This window comes from Faecalicatena orotica (assembly GCF_003149245.1).
Lineage (GTDB): Bacteria > Bacillota > Clostridia > Lachnospirales > Lachnospiraceae > Faecalicatena_A > Faecalicatena_A orotica.
Genome location: NZ_QGDL01000006.1, coordinates 241,449 through 261,736 on the forward strand (window position 1 = coordinate 241,449; position 20,288 = coordinate 261,736).

23 protein-coding genes are annotated in these 20,288 nt (G+C 43.6%); 4 read left to right on the forward strand and 19 right to left on the reverse strand.

Annotated elements, in window-relative coordinates; genetic code table 11:
* Window positions 1-4: 4 nt before the first annotated feature.
* The 8 genes from garR to A8806_RS11440 form a co-directional block, all read right to left on the reverse strand.
* Complete coding sequence (garR, locus tag A8806_RS11405; RefSeq protein ID WP_109731324.1) at window positions 5-895, reverse strand: 2-hydroxy-3-oxopropionate reductase; 891 nt, start codon at window positions 893-895, stop codon at window positions 5-7.
* Window positions 896-924: 29 nt separating this feature from the next.
* Window positions 925-1,851, reverse strand: coding sequence for a transketolase family protein (locus A8806_RS11410; protein WP_109731325.1), 927 nt, complete (start codon window positions 1,849-1,851; stop codon window positions 925-927).
* An 11-nt stretch (window positions 1,852-1,862) separates the two neighbouring features.
* Window positions 1,863-2,687, reverse strand: a complete 825-nt coding sequence (locus A8806_RS11415; RefSeq protein ID WP_109731326.1) for a transketolase — start codon at window positions 2,685-2,687, stop codon at window positions 1,863-1,865.
* A gap of 51 nt (window positions 2,688-2,738) precedes the next feature.
* Window positions 2,739-3,989 carry an alpha-L-fucosidase gene (locus A8806_RS11420; RefSeq protein ID WP_109731327.1) on the reverse strand — a complete coding sequence of 417 codons (1,251 nt, stop codon included), beginning with the start codon at window positions 3,987-3,989 and terminating at the stop codon, window positions 2,739-2,741.
* A gap of 16 nt (window positions 3,990-4,005) precedes the next feature.
* On the reverse strand, window positions 4,006-4,836 hold the full coding sequence (locus tag A8806_RS11425) for a carbohydrate ABC transporter permease (RefSeq protein ID WP_242996047.1): 831 nt from the start codon (window positions 4,834-4,836) through the stop codon (window positions 4,006-4,008).
* Window positions 4,837-4,850: 14 nt separating this feature from the next.
* Window positions 4,851-5,726 carry a carbohydrate ABC transporter permease gene (locus A8806_RS11430; RefSeq protein ID WP_109731328.1) on the reverse strand — a complete coding sequence of 292 codons (876 nt, stop codon included), beginning with the start codon at window positions 5,724-5,726 and terminating at the stop codon, window positions 4,851-4,853.
* Between the two features lie 70 nt (window positions 5,727-5,796).
* Window positions 5,797-7,164: an ABC transporter substrate-binding protein gene (locus tag A8806_RS11435; protein ID WP_109731329.1), complete on the reverse strand. Its 1,368-nt coding sequence runs from the start codon at window positions 7,162-7,164 to the stop codon at window positions 5,797-5,799.
* Window positions 7,165-7,442: 278 nt separating this feature from the next.
* Window positions 7,443-8,129 carry a FadR/GntR family transcriptional regulator gene (locus A8806_RS11440; protein ID WP_109731330.1) on the reverse strand — a complete coding sequence of 229 codons (687 nt, stop codon included), beginning with the start codon at window positions 8,127-8,129 and terminating at the stop codon, window positions 7,443-7,445.
* Between the two features lie 282 nt (window positions 8,130-8,411).
* Between A8806_RS11440 and A8806_RS11445 the strand changes: the two genes are divergently transcribed.
* Complete coding sequence (locus A8806_RS11445) at window positions 8,412-9,260, forward strand: hypothetical protein (RefSeq protein ID WP_109731331.1); 849 nt, start codon at window positions 8,412-8,414, stop codon at window positions 9,258-9,260.
* A 5-nt stretch (window positions 9,261-9,265) separates the two neighbouring features.
* Here A8806_RS11445 and A8806_RS11450 read toward each other — a convergent pair whose 3' ends face one another.
* A complete protein-coding gene (locus A8806_RS11450) occupies window positions 9,266-10,021 on the reverse strand; it encodes a helix-turn-helix domain containing protein (RefSeq protein WP_109731406.1) in 756 nt (251 codons plus the stop codon).
* Between the two features lie 2 nt (window positions 10,022-10,023).
* Window positions 10,024-10,905, reverse strand: a complete 882-nt coding sequence (locus A8806_RS11455) for a LysR family transcriptional regulator (protein WP_109731332.1) — start codon at window positions 10,903-10,905, stop codon at window positions 10,024-10,026.
* A 116-nt stretch (window positions 10,906-11,021) separates the two neighbouring features.
* Here A8806_RS11455 and A8806_RS11460 point away from each other — a divergent pair, with 116 nt between their 5' ends.
* The 3 genes from A8806_RS11460 to A8806_RS11470 are packed head-to-tail and all read left to right on the forward strand — an operon-like array spanning window position 11,022 to window position 13,362.
* The gene (locus A8806_RS11460; RefSeq protein WP_109731333.1) at window positions 11,022-11,621 is read left to right on the forward strand and encodes a chromate transporter; all 600 of its coding nucleotides are present in this window, start codon (window positions 11,022-11,024) and stop codon (window positions 11,619-11,621) included.
* Complete coding sequence (locus tag A8806_RS11465; protein WP_109731334.1) at window positions 11,618-12,196, forward strand: chromate transporter; 579 nt, start codon at window positions 11,618-11,620, stop codon at window positions 12,194-12,196. Before A8806_RS11460 ends, A8806_RS11465 begins: the two co-directional genes overlap by 4 nt.
* Before the next feature lie 53 nt (window positions 12,197-12,249).
* On the forward strand, window positions 12,250-13,362 hold the full coding sequence (locus tag A8806_RS11470) for an anaerobic sulfatase maturase (protein WP_109731335.1): 1,113 nt from the start codon (window positions 12,250-12,252) through the stop codon (window positions 13,360-13,362).
* Here the strand turns inward: A8806_RS11470 and A8806_RS11475 are convergent, their stop codons facing one another.
* From A8806_RS11475 to A8806_RS11515, 9 genes are all read right to left on the reverse strand, one after another.
* On the reverse strand, window positions 13,363-14,316 hold the full coding sequence (locus A8806_RS11475; RefSeq protein WP_109731336.1) for a TDT family transporter: 954 nt from the start codon (window positions 14,314-14,316) through the stop codon (window positions 13,363-13,365). It lies immediately after the preceding gene.
* 33 nt (window positions 14,317-14,349) lie between these two features.
* Window positions 14,350-14,841 (reverse strand): C-GCAxxG-C-C family protein, encoded by a 492-nt coding sequence (locus tag A8806_RS11480; RefSeq protein WP_109731337.1) that lies wholly within the window; start codon window positions 14,839-14,841, stop codon window positions 14,350-14,352.
* On the reverse strand, window positions 14,831-15,616 hold the full coding sequence (locus A8806_RS11485; protein ID WP_109731407.1) for an acyl-CoA dehydratase activase: 786 nt from the start codon (window positions 15,614-15,616) through the stop codon (window positions 14,831-14,833). The genes A8806_RS11480 and A8806_RS11485 overlap by 11 nt, the downstream gene beginning before the upstream one ends.
* A gap of 77 nt (window positions 15,617-15,693) precedes the next feature.
* Entirely contained in the window at window positions 15,694-16,845 is a 1,152-nt protein-coding gene (locus A8806_RS11490) for a double-cubane-cluster-containing anaerobic reductase (RefSeq protein ID WP_109731338.1), read from the reverse strand.
* Between the two features lie 215 nt (window positions 16,846-17,060).
* The gene (locus A8806_RS11495) at window positions 17,061-18,062 is read right to left on the reverse strand and encodes a fibronectin type III domain-containing protein (protein WP_109731339.1); all 1,002 of its coding nucleotides are present in this window, start codon (window positions 18,060-18,062) and stop codon (window positions 17,061-17,063) included.
* An 88-nt stretch (window positions 18,063-18,150) separates the two neighbouring features.
* Window positions 18,151-18,528 carry a hypothetical protein gene (locus tag A8806_RS11500; protein WP_109731340.1) on the reverse strand — a complete coding sequence of 126 codons (378 nt, stop codon included), beginning with the start codon at window positions 18,526-18,528 and terminating at the stop codon, window positions 18,151-18,153.
* A 299-nt stretch (window positions 18,529-18,827) separates the two neighbouring features.
* Window positions 18,828-19,028 carry a DUF7675 family protein gene (locus A8806_RS11505; RefSeq protein WP_242996049.1) on the reverse strand — a complete coding sequence of 67 codons (201 nt, stop codon included), beginning with the start codon at window positions 19,026-19,028 and terminating at the stop codon, window positions 18,828-18,830.
* Between the two features lie 511 nt (window positions 19,029-19,539).
* On the reverse strand, window positions 19,540-19,698 hold the full coding sequence (locus A8806_RS26185) for a hypothetical protein (RefSeq protein WP_181368672.1): 159 nt from the start codon (window positions 19,696-19,698) through the stop codon (window positions 19,540-19,542).
* A gap of 74 nt (window positions 19,699-19,772) precedes the next feature.
* Window positions 19,773-20,288, reverse strand: a complete 516-nt coding sequence (locus A8806_RS11515) for a helix-turn-helix domain-containing protein (protein WP_109731342.1) — start codon at window positions 20,286-20,288, stop codon at window positions 19,773-19,775.

Genomic DNA, 20,288 nt, shown 5'->3' on the forward strand with positions numbered 1-20,288 from the left:
TGGCTCACCTCTCAGACTCAACACAGACATCTGCGATTTTCTCATAATATTTTGCAATCGCACTGTGGTCTTCCTGTCCATGTCCGTCTGCATGAAGTTTCTGCAGCATTTCCATTACATTTGCCGTCAGAGGGAGCGGAACTCCTATCTCGTGCCCCGTATCAAGGGCATTATTCAAATCCTTTATATGCAGGTCGATTTTAAAGCCCGGCTTAAAATTCCTCTCCATAATCATTGGTATTTTTGCATTCATAACAGTAGAACCTGCCAGGCCGCCCTTGATCGCGTTAAATACCTTGTCCGGATCAACGCCTGCCTTCGTACTCAGCATAAATGCCTCTGACACCGCTGCAATATTTAAAGCAACGATAATCTGGTTGGCAAGCTTTGTTGTATTTCCTGCACCTATTTCCCCGCAATAAACTGCACTTCCCCCCATTGCCATGAGAATATCATACACCTGTTTAAAAACTTCTTCTTTTCCGCCCACCATAATTGATAATGTCCCGTCTATCGCTTTGGGCTCACCGCCGGATACGGGCGCATCCAGCATTTCTATCCCCTGTTTTTCACACGCTTCACTAATCTCCTTCGATACCTGAGGCGCGATAGAGCTCATATCAATTAAAATACTTCCCGCTGATGCCCCTTCCAGAACACCGTTTTTTCCCATAACCGCGGCCCGTACATGAGGTGAATTAGGTAAAACCGTAATAATCACCTTGCATTCCTCTGCCACCTCTCTGGCAGAATTGCGCTCTGACGCACCTTCTTCCACCATAACCTCAGTATTTTCTTTCACGATATCATACACAATAACTGTATGGCCTGCCTTCATCAGATTTCTGGCCATAGGCTTTCCCATAATACCTAATCCAATAAATCCTATTTTCACTTTGTTACCTCCTCGTCTGAATAACCATCTCATTCATATATTGACTCGACTGCCTTTATAACATGCTCTTTTGTCAATCCATAGTAAGTGAGCAGTTCCTGATAATTGTGTGCACTGCAGCCGAAGCTGTCTTCGATTCCCACATATTCGACTGGCTTGCATTCCTTCCTCAATACCTCTGACACTGCACTGCCTAATCCGCCCACAATACTGTGTTCCTCAGCCGTGACAACGCCTTTACAATCCTTTGCAAGCCGGATGACCGCCTCTTCATCCATAGGCTTTATTGTACTGATATTTACTACCTTTACAGAAATCCGCCCTTCCAGTTCTTCCGCCGCCTTCATTGACACCCCTGTCATATAGCCTGTAGCAAAAATAACAACATCACTGCCTGACCGTAATACAGCCGGCTCGCCTATCTTAAATTCACTTCCTTCGTCTGTAACATTCTCATAATCGTTGCGGTTTAATCTTATGTAACATGGACCTTCCAGTTCTGTCATTGCTTTCACTGCCGCCTTTGTTTCATTTGCGTCTGCCGGGGACAATACGGTCATATTCGGTATTGCACGCATAATTGCAATGTCTTCCACCGACTGGTGTGTTGCCCCGTCCCCAAAATCAGATAGTCCGGAAGAAGAACCGCAGATTTTAACATTCAATTTACCAATAGCTATTGTCTGCCGGATCTGGTCGTACGCCCTCCCTGCTGCAAACACTGCAAATGAATTTGTAAATGGTATTTTACCGGTCTGTGCCAGCCCGGCTGCAACCGAGGTCATATTGGCCTCTGCAATACCCATTTCATAATGTCTTTCCGGATATGCCGCCTCAAACATCTTCCCCATCGTAGAGCCTCCCAGATCAGCATCCAGTACAACAATGTCTTTATTCTCTCTTCCCAGTTCGACCAATGCCTCCCCATAGGCAGTCCTTTGATTATTACAGTTCATATGCCCCTCCTTTATGCCAGTTCCGCTAATGCCTGCCTGTAAGTTTCCTCTGTCAGCATGCCATTATGGAAACCTACCACATTCTCTGCAAAACTGACTCCTTTTCCCTTTACCGTATCCGCAATTATAACTGTAGGTATTCCTTTTTCCTGATCTGCCTGATCCAAAGCTGTCAGGATTTCCACCATGTTATGCCCGTTAATCTCGATTACATTCCAACCGAAACTTTTCCACTTATCTGGAACCGGATTCGAATTCATTCTGTCTCTCACAGCCCCGCTTGCCTGTAGATTATTTTTATCTACGATTGCGATCAGATTCCCTGCTTTGTAGTAACCTGCAGCCATCGCAGCTTCCCATATCTGCCCTTCTCCCAATTCTCCGTCCCCGATCAGAACATATACATTCCGGTCAATATGGTCGGCTTTCATTCCAAGTGCCATTCCGAGGCCAATGGACAGCCCCTGGCCAAGAGAACCTGTCCCGGCCTCGATACCGGGTGTTTTCCTGACGTCAGGATGCCCCTGCAGGTAAAAGCCTATTTCCTTTGTATGCCTGAGGTCGTCGACAGGGAAGAAACCAGCTTCCGCCAATGCGGCGTACTGTAAAATCGCCACATGTCCCTTACTCAGTAAAAAACGGTCCCTGTCTTCCATTTCCGGATTCTTACAGTCATAGTGCATCTTGTAAAAATAAAGTGCGGCAACAATATCCGCAGAAGAATTAGATCCCCCTATATGCCCTGCGACTCCTACGCCGATGCTTACTACAACATTCCGCCTTAGAGTCTTTGCCTTTTCCTCAAGTCTGTTTATCAGTTCTTTACTATATTCCATCTCTGAGCCCCCTTTAGTATGATAGCTGCTGTAATACATATCTGTTTATTTTTAATCGAGTTTCTGGATATTTATTTCTCCCTCATATTCGGCACAAATAACCAGGTCCTTATTCAGTTTCGCCGTCTCCGGCAGTATCACTCTGAACCGGTATTCATCCCTTGCCGGTTCATAACTTTGATAAAATTCTAATTGTCTTTTATCCTCAAGCATGTATACATCTGTCACTTTTGTTCTCAATCCCGTAACGAGTATCTCATAAGGAAATTCCGGATATTCAAAGACATGCAGAAACAGCTTTTTATCCTTGCCTGTTATTTTCCCCCAACGTATCTCATACTGGAAGTCCAGTCTGGAATTACAGCCATAGATACTTTCTCCGTTTACCCTGATCCATTCGCCTGCTTCATCCAATACTTCGATACTCTTCTGGGGAATCTGGCCGCGTTCGTCCGGCCCGATATTCAGCAGAAGGTTTCCGCCCTTACCTGCTACATCAACAAGTTTATAGAGTACATCTTTTGCAGACTTCCAATTATGGTCTATACTCGAATACCCCCATGTATCGTTCAGGGTCATCGGCGTCTCCCATGCTCCCGGGAAAGAAAGAACAGGAATTTCATTATCAGACATCTGCCTGTAATCACCCAGTTTATATCCGATCCTCCCGTTAATCAGGCAGTCCGGCTGCAGATCTTTTACAAATCTTTTCAGCTCCTTACAGAGCTCCACAGGCATCACATAAGGTGTATCAAACCACATAATGCCTACTTCTCCATAATTGGTCAGCAGTTCCCTTACCTGCGGTTCGACTTTTCCGTAAAAATACTTTTCAAAGTCTTTTTCTTCATCCTTCTTATAATCCCAGTCATTTCCCCATCCATTTTCATCTTCCCAATCCTGCATCTGGGAATAATAAATGCCTAATACCATACCCTGCTTTTGACATTCATCTGCCAGTTCTTTTAAAGGATCTCTCCCAAACGGTGTATTCATAATGTTATAGTCTGATACTTTGGAATCATACATTGCAAATCCATCATGGTGCTTGGCCGTAAAAACAAGGTACTTCATTCCCCATTCTTTTGCTTTCCGGACAATCTCTTCTGCATGAAAATCTACCGGATTAAACTGCTCCGCTAATCTGCGGTATTCTTTCCCGGGAATCCGTGCATTCCTCATGATCCACTCTGCCCCATATGGTACCTTCTCACCCTGATATATTCCCCCTAGTGCAGCATAAATGCCCCAATGGATGAACAAACCGTATTTTGCATCTTTAAACCAATTATCACTTCTCATTCAAGACTCCTTCCTCTTACCCCTTAATCGCCCCGGACATAACTCCGCTCTGAATTTGATTATGGAACAGTACATATATTATAACTACCGGAATAACAGATAAAATTATAAAAGCATACTGCGGGCCCATCTGTGCTGAGAATTCACCCCAGAACGACAGCATTGCCCGGGGAACCGTATATTTTGCCGGCTCTGAAATCAATGTCAGGGAAAATACAAGTTCTCCATATGCATAAATAAATGAAAAGATTGCCTCTGTTGCTATGATTGGTTTGCAAATAGGCAGCAGAATTGACCTGAGCAGCCTAAAGTCACTGCACCCATCTATAATTGCCGCCTCATCTATTTCCCTGCTCACCGAATCCAGAAAACCTGTAAACAAAAAGATTCCCTGTGCGAGGTTAAAGCAGACATAAACCAGAACAAGGTATCCGAAGTTATTCTTCAGCCCCCAGTCTGCGGCCATTGAGGAAATAGGGATTAAAGTAGAATGTATCGGAACCATAACCCCGATCACAAACAACATATACGCGTGGCGGGCAAAAAACACATGACGCTTTCTTGAAATTGCGTATGCGGCCATCATCGCGACAATTATTTCTATTATAGTCGTCGATATCGCGACAAGAAGTGAATTCCCGATGGAACGAAATGAGTGCCCCAGTTCATTTGCTACTGCGTAATTTTCTATTTTCCACTGTATGGGAAGATTTAATGCGCTTCTATACATCTCGTCATTCGTCTTAAATGATGAAATAAATACATACAGCAGTGGGATTATTGTTGCAAGAAGCCAGATTACAGCAACCACATATAACATTATTTTCTTCCATTTTCTGCTTTTCACACCGTCCCCCCCTTTCAATACTCTTCCTGTCTGAAGATTCTGTTACAGCAAATACTTAATGCAACGCCCAATATTAATAAAATAATCGCAATCGCCGCACTCCTGCCCATTAGTTTAAATGAATACGCATTCAAATAAAGTAAAATTCCCGGAGTGGAACTGGTCGCATTCGGTCCGCCGCCTGTCATTGCCCAAATCATATCGAACTGCTTGATACAGCCTGTAATACACAGGATAGAATATACCTTAAAGGAATTCTTACTTAATGGAAGGGTAATGTAACGGATTCTCTGCCAAGTAGTGCATCCATCTATTACCGCCGCCTCATTGAGTGCATCCGGGATGGTAACCAGACCTGCACAGAAAATCAGCATGTTAAATGCGGCAGACTTCCAGCAGTTCACCAAAGCGACTATCCAGACATTCAGACCGGGCGTATTCAGCCAGTCAAAAGCAAGAGAATTTAATCCGAGGCTTTTCAGAATCTCTATGATGGCTCCATAATTAGGATTTATCAGATTCTTCCACATAACTGCCACGATTGTTGTTCCCAGTATAACCGGCAGGTAATAAACAGTTCTGAAAACCTTTGTCCCTCTTATTTTAGCTGTTACCAGAAGTGCCAGCGCATACGATAAGGGCATCTGTATCAGAAACCCAACGAACAGAAAGATACCCGCATTTGTCAGAGAGCGCCAAAATGATTTGTCTGAAAGGATTACCCGATAATTTTCCATACCTACAAACGTCCTTTTCGCACTAAAAATCCCATTCCAAGAATGAAAAGATAAAATCACATTGCTGATAATCGGATAAATAACAAATACAATCAATAATAAAACCGCCGGAAGCAAGAATATGGCTGCAATCCAATAATCCTTCTTTTTCATGCCTTTTCCTCCTTTGAGGGGCCCACGCACCGCCTTAATACCAGACAAACTGCACGGGCCCTTTATCTGCTTACTCGTAGTTTGCTAAGTTATCCATAATCTCTTTACTGACGTCTTCCGCCGATGAACCACTTCCCAACAGTTGGAGTGCATTTCTTACAACGGTCAGTTCCGCAGTATTTGTACTTGCCTGTGCCAATTCAGCAACATAAGCTTCCGTCTGGGACATCAGTTCATTACATTCATCAAACATATAATTGTCAATGATTCCTTCTGAAGGAATAACTGAATATGTATTAGCATATTCCTTGACCAGCTCGTCCACAAATCCTTGGCTTGTAAGCCACTTTACTACTTTCAGGGATGCCTTAATCTGATTGACAGATTTATTCATTGTGCAGACAAAGTAATTCTGGGATGCCCCACCCATATTATCTTTCTCATATTTTGCATCGAAATATGGGATCTTAGCTGCATGAATCGTCTGGTTTTTAAAGCATTCTGAATCAGAGAGCAGCGCACCGCCTCTGGATAAATCTATCATAAACGCACAATCCCCTGCCCCAAAATAGGAACGCTCTGCATTTACATCAACGCTTAATACATTCTCTCCGAAATACCCTTTGTCCTGCATATCCTTAATCTCTTGAATTAACTTCACTATTTCCGGGCTTTCGTAAGTATATTTCCTGTCAGCTAACTGATTCTCAAAATCCGGTCCATATGATTTTACAGCCATAGCACTCAGAAGATGCCCATAACGGTAGTTATCAGCTTCACCAACTAAAAATGGCTGATATCCATTTTCTTTCAGAACCTCGCAGCAATGCTCCAGTTCTTCCCAGCTCTTGGGAACTTCCAGATTGCACTTGCTTAAATACTCTTCGTTATAGTATAAAAGCAGTTCAAACGCTGACCACGGAGCACCGTATATCCCCTCATGCCCATACCTCTCATAATCCACCATGTTCCAGTTTGCTTTAACAATACCATTGTACCAATCCTGATCTGCATCAAAGTAAGGTTCCAGGTTTAATACAATATCAGACTCTACGTAATCCAGACAGTTTGTACCCCCATACTGCATAAAAATATCAGGCGCATCTCCTGATGCAATGTCTGTAGACAATCTGTCAAGATAGTCTGTTTCTTTCATAATGAAGACCGGTTCAATTGTAATGCCGTTATCTTCTTCATTCCATTCATTTATTTTCCTGATGAAATACTCACTTTCTGCATCTCCCCCATCAGCGTTGATACGATGATATAACTTTACAGTCGTCTCTTCGACTTCCATCGCATCAATATCATATCCGGCATCTGCCAGTTCCCCCTGCTCCTTTTCTTCCGTCTGCCCTTTTTTTCCGCATGCACATAATCCCAATACCATACAAATAACCATTAAACAAGATAAGATACGTTTCATTTTAATATTCATTCCTTTTCTCCTCCTTTTGCACTTTTACAGTATCCTTACATGTTTCCAGATTTACAATAATCCCTCCCATCTTCTGTGAGCCCAATTTGATGTCTGCCTAATTCCTATACTTCGATCTGGAGCTTGCATCTGTGGCTCAATTGTTGTTAGTTGTTACCTGTATTACATCTATGGGTAAAATATAACATACATTTACGTTTTTTTCAATATATTTCTTAAACGAAAGATTTTTTTGTGCAATATATATAAATCATTGTTTGTCGTTATCACTTCCGCTTTCATTTAAAATACTCTAAATTCTTTTCAATATGCTCTTTCATCATCTCGGCAGCCTTTTCTTCATCGCGGCTCTCAATTGCCTTTATAATCTGTTCATGATAGTAAAGACCATTCTCATACCCCATCTTATCAATTACGGCATCCATCGACTGCTCTAAAACATCCTGCAGAATACTGTTTGTTTTTATAAAAAGTGCATTTCTTGTAATCTGGGCGATCTTTAAGTGAAACTCCAGATCTGCTTTACTGAAATTATTACTATCGGATTTATCTCTATATTTGGTCATTTTCACCAAAATGTTCTTTAATTCTTCAATGTCCCCTTCTGTTGCCCGCTTTACCGCCAGACGTGTACAGCCCGTTTCTATAATCTGTCTGAATTCAAAAACCTGTGTTGCCGTCTGTTCGCCTAAATACATAACCGGAATCAAAGCATTCATGCTGTCCCCGACATTAATATCTCTTACATAAGAGCCGTCTCCGAGCCTCGTTTCTATCAACCCCAATGCATTTAATTTCTGCAGGGCCTGCCGGACCGTGATCCTGCTCACATCAAATAAATCTGCTAAATCATTCTCTGATGGAATCTTACTGCCCGGCCCCCATTCCCCATCTATCAGCATCTTCTTTAACTGAAAAAATACCTGTTCACCAACATTGACCTTCTTAATAGGCTTAATTCCCATGACAATACCTCCTGGTTAATAATATCTGATTCCCTTTCCTTCATAGATAAGCAGTGTCGTATCTACTTATACTGCTTATTTTCGAAAGGTGTTTCTTGTATGCTGTAATACAGCTAACCATATTATTAAATATTTATGACCAATTGTCAATCATAGATCCATCAAATACTCCAAAATCTGCCATATTATTACTTCCATTATCATCCTTAAGGAATTTTTAAGTTATTCCCACCCATCTTCTTTAGAAAACAGGCGTATGATTCAGGCTGAGGAGGAAATATTATGAAAAAATACCTGTTTTTGTCCGCCGCAATACTTACTGCATTCTCACTGACTGCCTGCCGGGACTCCAACTTCAGCGGCAGCCGAATCGGGGATAACAGCCATCTGCTCATGGAATACCGTATCTTTAACGGTACAGATTCTCAGTTACTTGAAATGGAAAAAGGGGATGTCATCAATGCAGAACTTGTAATCGACAGTGGACAGTTATCCGTAAAAATCCAGAAGGAAAAGGATGATCCGGTCTATGAAAAGAAAAATATTGTCTCTTCCGATACCTTTCAAGTCCCGATTGAAGAAAGTGGGTCATACAAGGTCACAGTAACCGGAGAGAAGGCAAAAGGCAGTGTGAAATTTGAGCAAAATTCCGGGACAGAGGCTTTACTTAATTCTTATTATGAAGCACAGGATTCACGTGCGTTTAAGATGTTTAATAAATCCATTTTTAAACACCTTGCCAGCGGATGGACCGCCAAACTCGGTGATATCGAAAATCCAAAGTGGAATTACGATACCTTTGCCAAATATACTATTTTAGATAAGGACATGAATCCTGATATGGAGAAAGATTCCTTATACATCTGTACATTTTCAGCTGAGAACCAGAAATGCGGCTATGCCGTCATATCATACGACGGCGACAGCCTGTCACTGGTACGTGCAGTAGAAACGCCATATTTATTTGATATGCACAAGAATATCGAAGGTATAAAAAAAGAGCTTAATTACAGCAAAGTCCGTTCGGCATCCAAAGCCTCAAGGGTGCAGATTATGAATGGGGAGGAGCCAATAGAAGGAATTTATATCAGTGATAATGAGGGGAATCATTATCTGTATAACTTTAACTAACGAAGTCAGGCAGTCTCTTTGCAGTATTCTTTTATCAGTTGAAACAATCTGTCCCCTGAACACACCGGTACTATCGCAGTAGAGCCTGCCAGATTGGCCTCCCCATAAATATCCTCTCCCTGAGTCAGGACGAGTGCCGGTATGACATCATAGGCAGGCCCGAACAGGACTTCCAGATACTCACAGTATTTTGCTGCCTGACTGATGTCTTCCTCAAGCGCCTCATCCTTCATCTTGAATTCCAGTGAAAACACCTTCTCTTTGGTAATCAGTATCACATCCGCATAAATCCTTATGTATCTGGCCCGCTTAATCCTGAGTTCAAATAAGATTTCCCACTTCTCCCATTTTGAAGTACCGACTCCATGCATCATCAAATCTCCGAACAGGTTCTGCATAGTATTGTAGGTATCTTCGAAAGAATGGAAGAGCCCCCTCGTATCATTCAGGTTCCGTCCAATCTGGGTACAACCCCGCTTTAGGTGCTGAAGAAATTCCTCGTAATCCGTATCCAGAAATTCACGGACCCAGCTGTAATAACCGCTAAACTCCTCCAGACCGTAATGTGGCACACACTGCCGTATCATGCCGTGCCATCTGTAGTCTTTATCCTGATAACAAAGTTCTTTCATATAGGGGGAGTTATAAAGGTAATGGTTGATTACCTTTCTCGGCTGCCCTGTATATCTACCGATATCCTTTGCTTTAATACCCTCGTGGCTGCAGATCAGGTAATATATTTTCGTTTCGATTGCATCCATCATCATTCCCTCCATGAAAGTTTAAACATCTGAATCAGCTCCCCGAGCGCTCCTGTTATGTATTTCTTTTTATGGTAAATTAAAGTAAAGCTTCTTTCAAATGCATCTGGATAAAACGGCAGTATCACAATCCTGCCATTTTTCACATCCTCCTCAACAAGTTTCTCCGACATCACTGAAATCCCCGGATTTACTTCCACCGCCCGTATCAGTGCCTGATTACTGACACTTTCCCATGAGATTTTGGGCTTGCTCTGGTGTGCCTTTAATAAACCATCCGTGATCTCCCTGCCCGCACTTCCCGGTTCCCTCAAAAATAACGGATAGGCGCAGATCTCCTCTAGTGTCAGCATCTTCCTGCCCGCCAGCGGATGGTCTTTCCCGCATATGAAGTAAAGCCGGTCATGCATAAACGGTACCGCCTCAAGCTGGTCATGTCTGACTTTATCTTCCACCAGTCCCAGATCAAGATCATTTTTCAGAACCGCCTGTACAATCTGCTGTGAATTCTGTATTCTTACTGTCACTTCACACGCCGGGTATTTGTTGCGGAATGCGGCAACGGTCTGCGGCACAAGGTAATTGCCGATCGTGATACTCGATCCTAATGAAATCCCGACCGGAATATCCGGGGCTATCATACAATTCTCCATCTCATCAAACAGATCCAGTATATGGGAGGCATAGGTATAAAACGCTTCTCCTTTTTCCGTTATAAACAGTCTCCTGTTGATTCTGTCGAACAGCTTTATATGGTATGCCTCCTCCAGTTCTTTTATGGCAAGGCTGACGCTTGGCTGTGCAAGGTGCAGTTTCCCGGAGGCCTTTGTAATACTCATTTCCTGATAGACAGCAGCAAAGATTCTTAAATGTCTCAATGTCATAGTAATGCCTCACATTTTTCATAATATTTTCATTATATATATCTATATAATAATACTATTTGCCTTATATATCAATGCACGATATACTGTTAGTAACAGAGGGAGGATTTTCATTTATGAAAGAAACAACAGTAAAAGAAAGAAAACCAGAGAACCAAAAACATATTTTAACCACACTTTTTTTTGCAACCCTATATTTAAGTACCTTTACATTCGGTGGGGGCTATGTCATTGTCACTCTGCTGAAGGATAAATTCGTAGACCACTACCACTGGATCGATGAGGAGGAGATGCTGGACCTTGTCGCAATTGCACAGTCCTCCCCCGGAGCCATCGCCGTGAACGGCGCTATCGTCATCGGCTATAAGCTCTGCAAAATCCCCGGAGTTCTTGTGTCCGTGCTGGGTGCTGTTATTCCCCCTATGGTCATCCTTTCGCTTGTCTCCGTCTTCTATGATGCATTCCGGACAAATCCGTATATTGCAGCCCTGTTAGGCGGCATGAAGGCCGGTGTCGGGGCAGTCATCGCCTCCGTTGTTTATGATATGGGTGGAAACGTTGTTAAAACAAAAGACTGGGTCAATATCGTGATTATGCTTGTCAGTTTCTGTGCAAGCTATTTCTTTGGTATGAATGTGGTTCTTATCATCATCGCCGTTGCAGTATTCGGGCTGCTTCGCACAGTTTTGGAAGAAAAGAGGAGGACAAAAGGATGATATATCTCAAACTGTTTTTAAGCTTTCTCCAGATTGGCTGTTTCAGCTTCGGCGGGGGATATGCGGCCATGCCTCTTATTCAGGAACAGGTCGTCACACTCAATCACTGGCTGACTATGAATGCGTTCACGGACCTTGTCACAATTGCAGAGATGACCCCCGGTCCGATTGCCGTGAATGCCGCGACTTTCGTGGGCACACAGATTGCCGGGACACCAGGTGCCGTCGCAGCAACACTCGGATGCATCCTCCCGTCCTGTATTTTTGTCACACTCCTCGCCTTTATCTATACCAAATACAGGAATCTTTCCCTCCTTCAGGGGACACTTGCCTCGCTGCGGCCCGCAGTGGTAGCCATGATTGCCAAAGCCGGACTTACCATCATAATCTCCGCATTTTTTGTAAACGGCCTGATCTCCTTTACCCGGGAAAATGTTTCTGTCCGTATGGTCCTGTATTTTATCCTTGCAGTCGTGCTGCTGCGTAAGGTAAAATTAAATCCAATTCTGGTCATGGTACTTTGTGGTTTACTCGAAGTATCTTACTATACCGTCACTCATGTCATACACATCTGAATCTGAATATATCGGTTCGGTGAAGTTATCTTAAATTGAAAGGGGAATCTACGATGCCTGCTGTCAGTGTTTTAATCAAACCTTCCTCAAGTATGTGCAATATGTCCTGTGACTACTGCTTTTACTGTGATGAGGCACAAAAACGTTCTCAGGAATCTTTCGGATTCATGTCCGAACAAACATTAAAAAATGTCATCCGCAAGACTATGCTGCGTGCGGAAGGAATGATCAGCTATGCCTTTCAGGGCGGGGAACCAACCCTAAGAGGGCTGGATTTTTTCAAAAAGGCTGTGGACTATCAGAAACAGTATAATAAAAACCAGATTCAGGTCCACAATGCCCTGCAGACAAATGGATATGTAATCGATGAAAAGTGGTGCCGTTTCTTCCGGGAAAATAACTTTCTGATCGGTCTTTCCTTAGACGGCACACAGGATATCCATGACTCGCTTCGCCATACAAAAAACGGCGGGGGCACTTATGCCCGGACCAGTGAGGCGGCAAGGCTGATGGACGAATTTCAGGTGGAATATAATATCCTGACGGTCGTGACACCTGCAGTCGCGGATAATGTCAAAAAGATTTACCGGGATTATCAGAAACATGGCTGGAATTACCAGCAGTATATCGCCTGTCTCGACCCTCTGGATGAAGGTCATGAGAAGACGCCTTATTCTCTCACACCGGAAAAATACGGACAGTTCCTCACAGATTTATTCGACCTGTGGTATGAAGATCTTAAGTATGGCCGCCAGCCTTATATCAGGCAGTTTGAAAATTATATCGGACTTGCCGCCGGATATATGGCGGAATCCTGTGATCAGAGAGGTTCCTGCGGAATTCAGAATGTTGTCGAAGCAGACGGCAGCGTCTATCCGTGTGATTTCTATATGCTGGACGAATACTGCCTTGGTAATTTTAATGAACACCGGCTGGATCATATCAATGAAAGGCGGGAAGCGATCGGATTTGTTGAACGCTCCTTAAAACTGAATGAAAAGTGCAGAGAATGCAAATACAGCCGCCTCTGCCGGGGCGGCTGTCAGCGGAACCGGGATTTCAATCCCTCCACCGGGCTGTATGAAAATTACTTCTGCGCGGGTTATCAGATATTCTTTGAGAAATGTTATGACAGAATCATCGAAATTGAAAAAAGTATCCGCTGATTACTGGGCCGGTTCTTTTTCCGGTATACTATATTTCCTCTGCGGCACAAAAATGTACTGCATAAATCTGATAAATGTATACAGGACAAGAACCACCGCAATCACGGTCTCTGCCAGCACCAGAATCTGTATTCCCGGCACCTGCAGCCCCAGGCTGCCAAGACAGGCTGCGGCCTGTTTCACAGCGATGGCGCTGATCACAAATGGAAACGTAAATGAAGCATAGCTTGGGTAAAACGGCATTTTCATGAAGCGCACCGCATTTACCAGTGCAAACACATACAGGATACTGGCGAGGATAAGCATTCCAACGAGAAATCCCTTTGATTTGACTGCCACGGACTGCACATAGCCTGCAATGCACAGGCTGGCCGGTGCCGCGTAGATACAGATCAACGGTTTTGCCGGTTCCGGTATCTGCCTGAACTTTGCGTATCGGTATGTCACCAGTATCAAAAGCACGATCAGTGACACAAACCCGAACCAGAATGCCGCACTTCCAATCCCCGTTTTTTCATAGGCCGGCGCAGTAATCGCCGCCACTGCAATCCCGACATATACAATATAGTAACTCGCGAATATTTTCAGCATCTGTATATGCACGATGAACCGGAATGTAAAGAAGACGATCAGCACAATATGCAGCGCCAGTGCAAAAAGCCAGATATAATAAGCGCCTCCCTTGATAAATGGTTTTAAATATGTGCTGAGAATCATCAGTGCCATTGAAAATGTCCCAGACACACTTGCCATGATCGGATTCTTCATATCTTCCCTGAACATTTCTGGAAAAAGGATCAGTTTCAGCAGAATCAGTATAAACAGAAAAGCCGCGGCGATCCCGCAGATATAGCGAAGTCCTTCCGAATAACTTTGCAGCAGATTGCCAAGTGCCGCGCATCCGAGCATGACACCGCACAACGGCAGTGGTACTTTATGTATTTTATCTTTCATTCCCTCTCTCCCTGTTCCTCTTATTATGTATCCCTATGCTGTCTCTTCATCGGTATTGGTGAGTCCGAACTCACGTATTACGATTTCTGCCACTTTTCCTGCACAGAGTCCTGTATAACGGACACACTGTTCTTTATGCTCCCCTTTCCCCATATCAAATTCTTTGGTCAATACACGGCAGCAGACAGAATTCTTCCCGCTTGCCTCCTTGAACCAGGTGTGGAGTTCATTTGTCAGTTCCATACATTTAACCGCCTTCGGGTCTTTCGGCCCATTCTGCTCCGTGCGGCCAAAAAGCAGTCCCAATGCAAGGATTCCGCCATTCAAAGCTCCGCACATGCATCCCGAATGCCCGGCGCCAACCGCCATACCGGTTGCCATTGCTATCACTTCTTTTGGTACATCCAGTTCAAAATTATCCCGGATTGCCGCCATAACAGCTTCACAGCAAAAGTATCCCCCTCTGAAATAATCCTCGGCATCCTTTCTTATTTTATCGACACTTGCCTCGTTCTTAATGTTCATTTTTCTTTGCTCTCCTCTTTGATTTTTCTTCTGCCAGAATTGCCGCGCCCAATGCCCCGGCATATCTTCCATGACTCGTATTCTCTACTTTTCTTCCGATTTTATCTGACAGGATCTTTGCAAAATATGTACTTTCACTTAATCCCCCTGTCAGCATAATCTTCTCCGGCAGTTCCCGGCGCAGGCTCATCTGGGCTACTTTCGCCGCTACGGAGTCTACAACACCCGCTGCAATATCTTCCCTTTTTCTTCCTTCACCGATGTAACTGATAATCTCTGATTCTGCAAACACTGTGCAGAGGGAACTGATCGGCAGAACATCTCCCTGTGACGCAATATCAAATAGTTCCTGCAGAGTAATACCAAGGCGGTTTGCCATAATCTCCAGAAACTTTCCCGTACCCGCAGAACACTTGTCATTCATCAGGAAATCCTGTACCATTCCCTGTCTGACAAGGATCACTTTTGTATCCTGTCCCCCTACATCAATGATCGCACAGTCTTTTCCTGCAAATTCAATGCCTCCCCTGGCATGGCAGGTGATTTCCGTAACCACATAATCGGCAAAATCAACAGCCACACGCCCGTAGCCTGTCGCGATTGTTTTCGTCGCATCCGAACGGACATCCACACCGGCCTCGCGCAGTCTGTCTTCAATCACCATTGCTGTTTCCTTGCTGTTCCATCCCGTAGGCAGGGTAAAATGCAGATCTTTCCCACCTCTTGCCACTACCTTCGACGCGGTAGAACCTATATCTATCCCTACATAATCCATCCTCTTATACCTTCCGTCCTTTACAGGTTTACCATATATCAGCCCAAAACGATGCATCGTCTCTGCCGGACAGCCCTTTATAACATCTCTATAAACGCCGCAATCCTTGTGTTCAGCTGACCGATATCAGCCTGGGAATAGTCTGTCTCAACGCTGATGTACGGGATTCCTTTTTTCTCATTTACAAAATCACGGATTCCTTTTGATTCCACGCTATATGTATGGCAGGCCTGAAGCAGCACTTCCACAACTCCGTCGACCTGATATTCATCAATCAGGCGTCCCATAAGCTCCAGCCGGTTCGGATTCGGGGTCATGACAGAACATCCGATATTCAGATAACGTCTCGCCAGTGCATCATACACATCCGGATTGTCCTCATCTACCAGCTTGTCAATGGATTTTGCCCCGGTACAGTTTTCATAGGTAACAACAATACCACCGTTATCTTCAATCGCTTTGATAACCTTCTCCGTAGCGCCTCCCACCGGACATCCTGTCACCAGAATACGGGGCTTCTCTTCCTGCATGATACCTTCGGCATACTCTTTTTCAATCTTATCAACCAGTGCATCGACCTCCGCCGGAATTGCTTTTCTGTCAAACTTAAACGTACTGCCATAGAGCACCTTAAACAAATCCTGTCCTTTGATCGGCGCAGGGTCATGCTTCATGACCTCATACAGCCTTTTTAAGGAACGCCTGCCTGCGTTATTAACCTTTATCGCATCACGGATCTGGTCCTCAGTTATCTCCACATCGAACTTATTCTCTAAATACTCCTTGAAACGGATAATCTCACTCTTCCACAGTTTAAGGCCCTCTTCCCTCTGGCTGTTCGGCAGTTCCATGAGAAATACATCCTTAAACTCTGCCATGTACTCATACATTTTCTTTTTTCCGTCACAGGTAGTTTCCCCTACTACCACATCTGAAAAATAAAAGAACGGACATTTATCTGTGATGGCAAATCCATAACTGGATTTGATCAGCGGACACAAGTTCTTCGGCAGGTCTCTCTCAGCCACCGGAATCGTCTCATCTGATGTGGAACACAGCCCTACCGTGGCAGCGCCCATTGCCATCGCGATCTCCTGTGGGAAATAGGTGCAGTAAGCCCCCACAATCGGAATCCCCTTATCCTTTAATTCCTTGACAGTCAGAAATGAATTCTTCCGCTGTTCTGCAAACTCCTCAAATACTTCCGGCAGATCTTTAATTACTTCCATTTTCAAGTCCTCCAATTAATCATCTCCGGCCCCGGTATGTTGCGGGGCCTTGTACAGTCTGTTTATATTTTATCATTGTCCTTATTTATTCACTAATTAATAATTGGCATATACAATGATACTTATAGGTTTTGTCTATAATTTCGATTTACAGACGTAAGAAAACGCCCAGGTTTTCACCCGGACGTTTCTTCTTTTTAATATTTTCCTATCACTTACCGGCTGCATGGATTGTGATGCTGTTCTCTGGAACAGCGGCACGGACTGCACCCACAGCGTGGGCAGCAGCATGGCCTGCATGGCTCAACAGGCGTCCCGCATGACGGTGTTTCTATGCTGACTGGTACACTCTGTGGACTAAACTGGGTGCCAGCGTACGCCTGTACGTAATAATAATAAGTGGTACATGGTGTAAGTCCAGTATCGATATAAGATAGTGAACCTATTATACTTATAAGTTGGTATGGGCCTACGGCAGATTCACTGCGGTACACATAGTACCCTTCCGCCCCGGCAGATGCTTCCCATGTGACGAGGACCTCCGTACAGCTTAACACCAGCGCCTGCACATTTTCCGGCGTCTGAGGCACGGTGACTGCCGGGTAGGTAGTCGCTGCCGCGTATGCGCTCGGAGTTCCCTCCGCTCCGCCGACAATGGCAGCCACCCGGTAATAGTAGGTCGTTCCCGGCGTCAGTCCCGTATCACTGTAGGCCGGGCCGGAAGCCGTGCCAACATACTGGTATGTCCCGTCCGGTGTCGTACTGCGGTAAACTGCATAGGCCATAGCATTCGGTACAGGGTTCCACGTCGTATTGATCTGCGTCTGGCTCACCGGTGTAGCTATTACATTCGTCGGCATTGGTACATCGGCATCCGTGGTGGCAGACGCGATATTACTCAAAGCCCCTTCTGTAGTGCCCGCCGTGGCCGACACCCGGTAATAGTAAGTGGTATTTGGTGTCAGGCCTGCATCCGTGTATGACGTTGCTGCCGTCAGCCCAACCAGCTCATATGGGCCGGAAACCGTTGTACTGCGGTACACCTTATACAGTTCAGCTCCGGCTGCCCCGTCCCATGACGTGTTGATTCTTATCGGACCGTCAGCCACCGCGATCAGATTCTGCGGCGCGTCAGGCTCATCAGCATTTGCAGCTATATTTGAGGGCACAGACATATTCTCTGGATTACTCATACTCCTTTTTTCTTGCTCCTTCATAGTGATTCTCCTTTCGGGGAAATGAGATAAAGTCTCAATAATAATATATGCACCTTAGAAGCAGCTGTGAGGTTATGAGCAGTCATGATCAGAATTCCACAGAATCTAATATTTCCTGAAAGCTATATGTATCTGTCCTTTTTTTGAAGGTTTCCTGATTATAAGTTGTATGAATTTGTTTCAGGACCTTCTTTTTTTTCATAACAAATATGTTCAGATTCCCTTTAAACCGCTCGTCAAAACGTTCAGATGTGTAGAGAGGTGAGCTTGGTCCGGCCCAGCCTAGCTTTTTACCATTATCAAAATTGACGATAATGGTAAGCCCATCCGGAATCGCCACTCCTTCAATACTCGTTACTTCAAACAATGTAGTATCCCCTCCGCTTCGGACACCGGCATCAATTTCTTCGAAATCTTCCTTGAAGATTTCTTTTAAAATTTTCAGTTGTTCTGCCTTATCACTCATACTGCATTTCTCCTTTCTAAACACTTTTTATAGAACCGCAGCCAGTTTTTATTTCTATGAATAGTATATCATAATCCAGTGTACTCGTGTCTGCTGATATGTTAAACTAATGCGAGTTCAATTTTTCGGGTGTTCCTTAGAGTTCATAAGATTTTCTAAGTGTTGATTTTACGGCGTTCTTTCAACTTGTTTAATAGTTTTGTGTTCGTGGGGTTTCTTGCGAACCTCTCCCAAAGGTGGCAAAAGGGTGGCAAATGCCACCCTATAAAATAATCTTGAAAATTAACTTTCAAAAAATGCTATTGTCTTTCTTTGAAGAAATCAGCCCAATATGGATTTTCTTCATCAAAGATTTCCTTTTGTTCTGGTGTTAATTTATGGGGATAATCCCGGAACATATTAAACACCGTCTTTTTGTCAAAACTGAAAAGCCATTCGCCTATTGCTTCCGTTTCCAGCCACCATATTTTATCAGTTGGATTATTTTTATAAAACTCCATTAGTATCACCTTCTATCACTGGTATCTTATCACTTTCTTTTGGTTCTCACACCTCATATATTGCTCATATACAGGCTAAAACATAATGTGTTGGTATTTCTGCACATGAAGGCTTAAAACGCTTATATGAAGCAATTTCAAAAACCGCTTGACGTTGCCGGGAAACTGATTTATTATCACAATATCGGCCGCCGGGGTTGTTGCCGGTGGTGCGGCTGGTTCAATCATTATTTTGTTTTTCATCCTTTCTTTCAATGAGGTACAAAACAACCGCCTGTGACCTCATATAAGCGTCATATAGCGGTTGTTTTCGTTCCTGTGGGGATTTCCTAATACTGAACATCTTCCAACCGTAAATATCCAATGTCATATACATCTTTCTTCTGTTCCACACACGCATTGATTATATCAATCAATTCTTCATCGGTTCGTGATTCCGCTAAAGGCATCGTTGGGAAATCATCGTTGAAAGTTTTCTTGTATAACTTCATTGCATCTATCAAATTTTTACTCATACTTTAATTCCGGCTTTCCTGTTGGTTTCTTTCTGTTTCACCCATTCTTCATATTCCGATTTGATATCTTCCGGGGTATCCGGTTCTATTCCGGTAATATTACAATCATCGTCAAATATTATATAATCCCAAAATCGGGGCTTTGCTATACTCATAGGGTTTCACCTTCCTTAAAAGAAAATCACCGTTCCTTTACTGTCATTATAACAGTTTAGAAACGGTGATACAATCACTTCCTTCTTTCTTCAGCCCATTTATATCGCTTTATCCATCCCTTTAATGTATTGAGTGATAAATTATATTTTCGGGAAATATCCACATACGGCATACCAGCCAAATAATCAGATTTCACTTGTTTTCTATCAATGCTCAATACAACCGTTTTACCGTACTTTTTCAATTCTGGTAATTGTACATTTTTAAGCATAGTTTCGTGTGTGCTTTGAAACTCTTTCAACGCTCTAGGTTGCACCCATTCGCACAAATGATTTACACCTACCCCCATATCTAAAGAAATTCTTTCCCATGAATCCCCAATGATGTACCTTTTATATAAAATATGTACGTGCTTTGGGTTCGGCAATGCATGGATAAGATAAAGAGTATTTAAGCGTAGATTGATGATACTTTTTACATCTTCCAATATTTCTGATTCTCTTATATGATTCTTTTTTATTATCCGGGTTAAATAGTCCAAATGTTTAATACACTTTTGAACATTTTGCAAATATTCCTTTGCATCCAT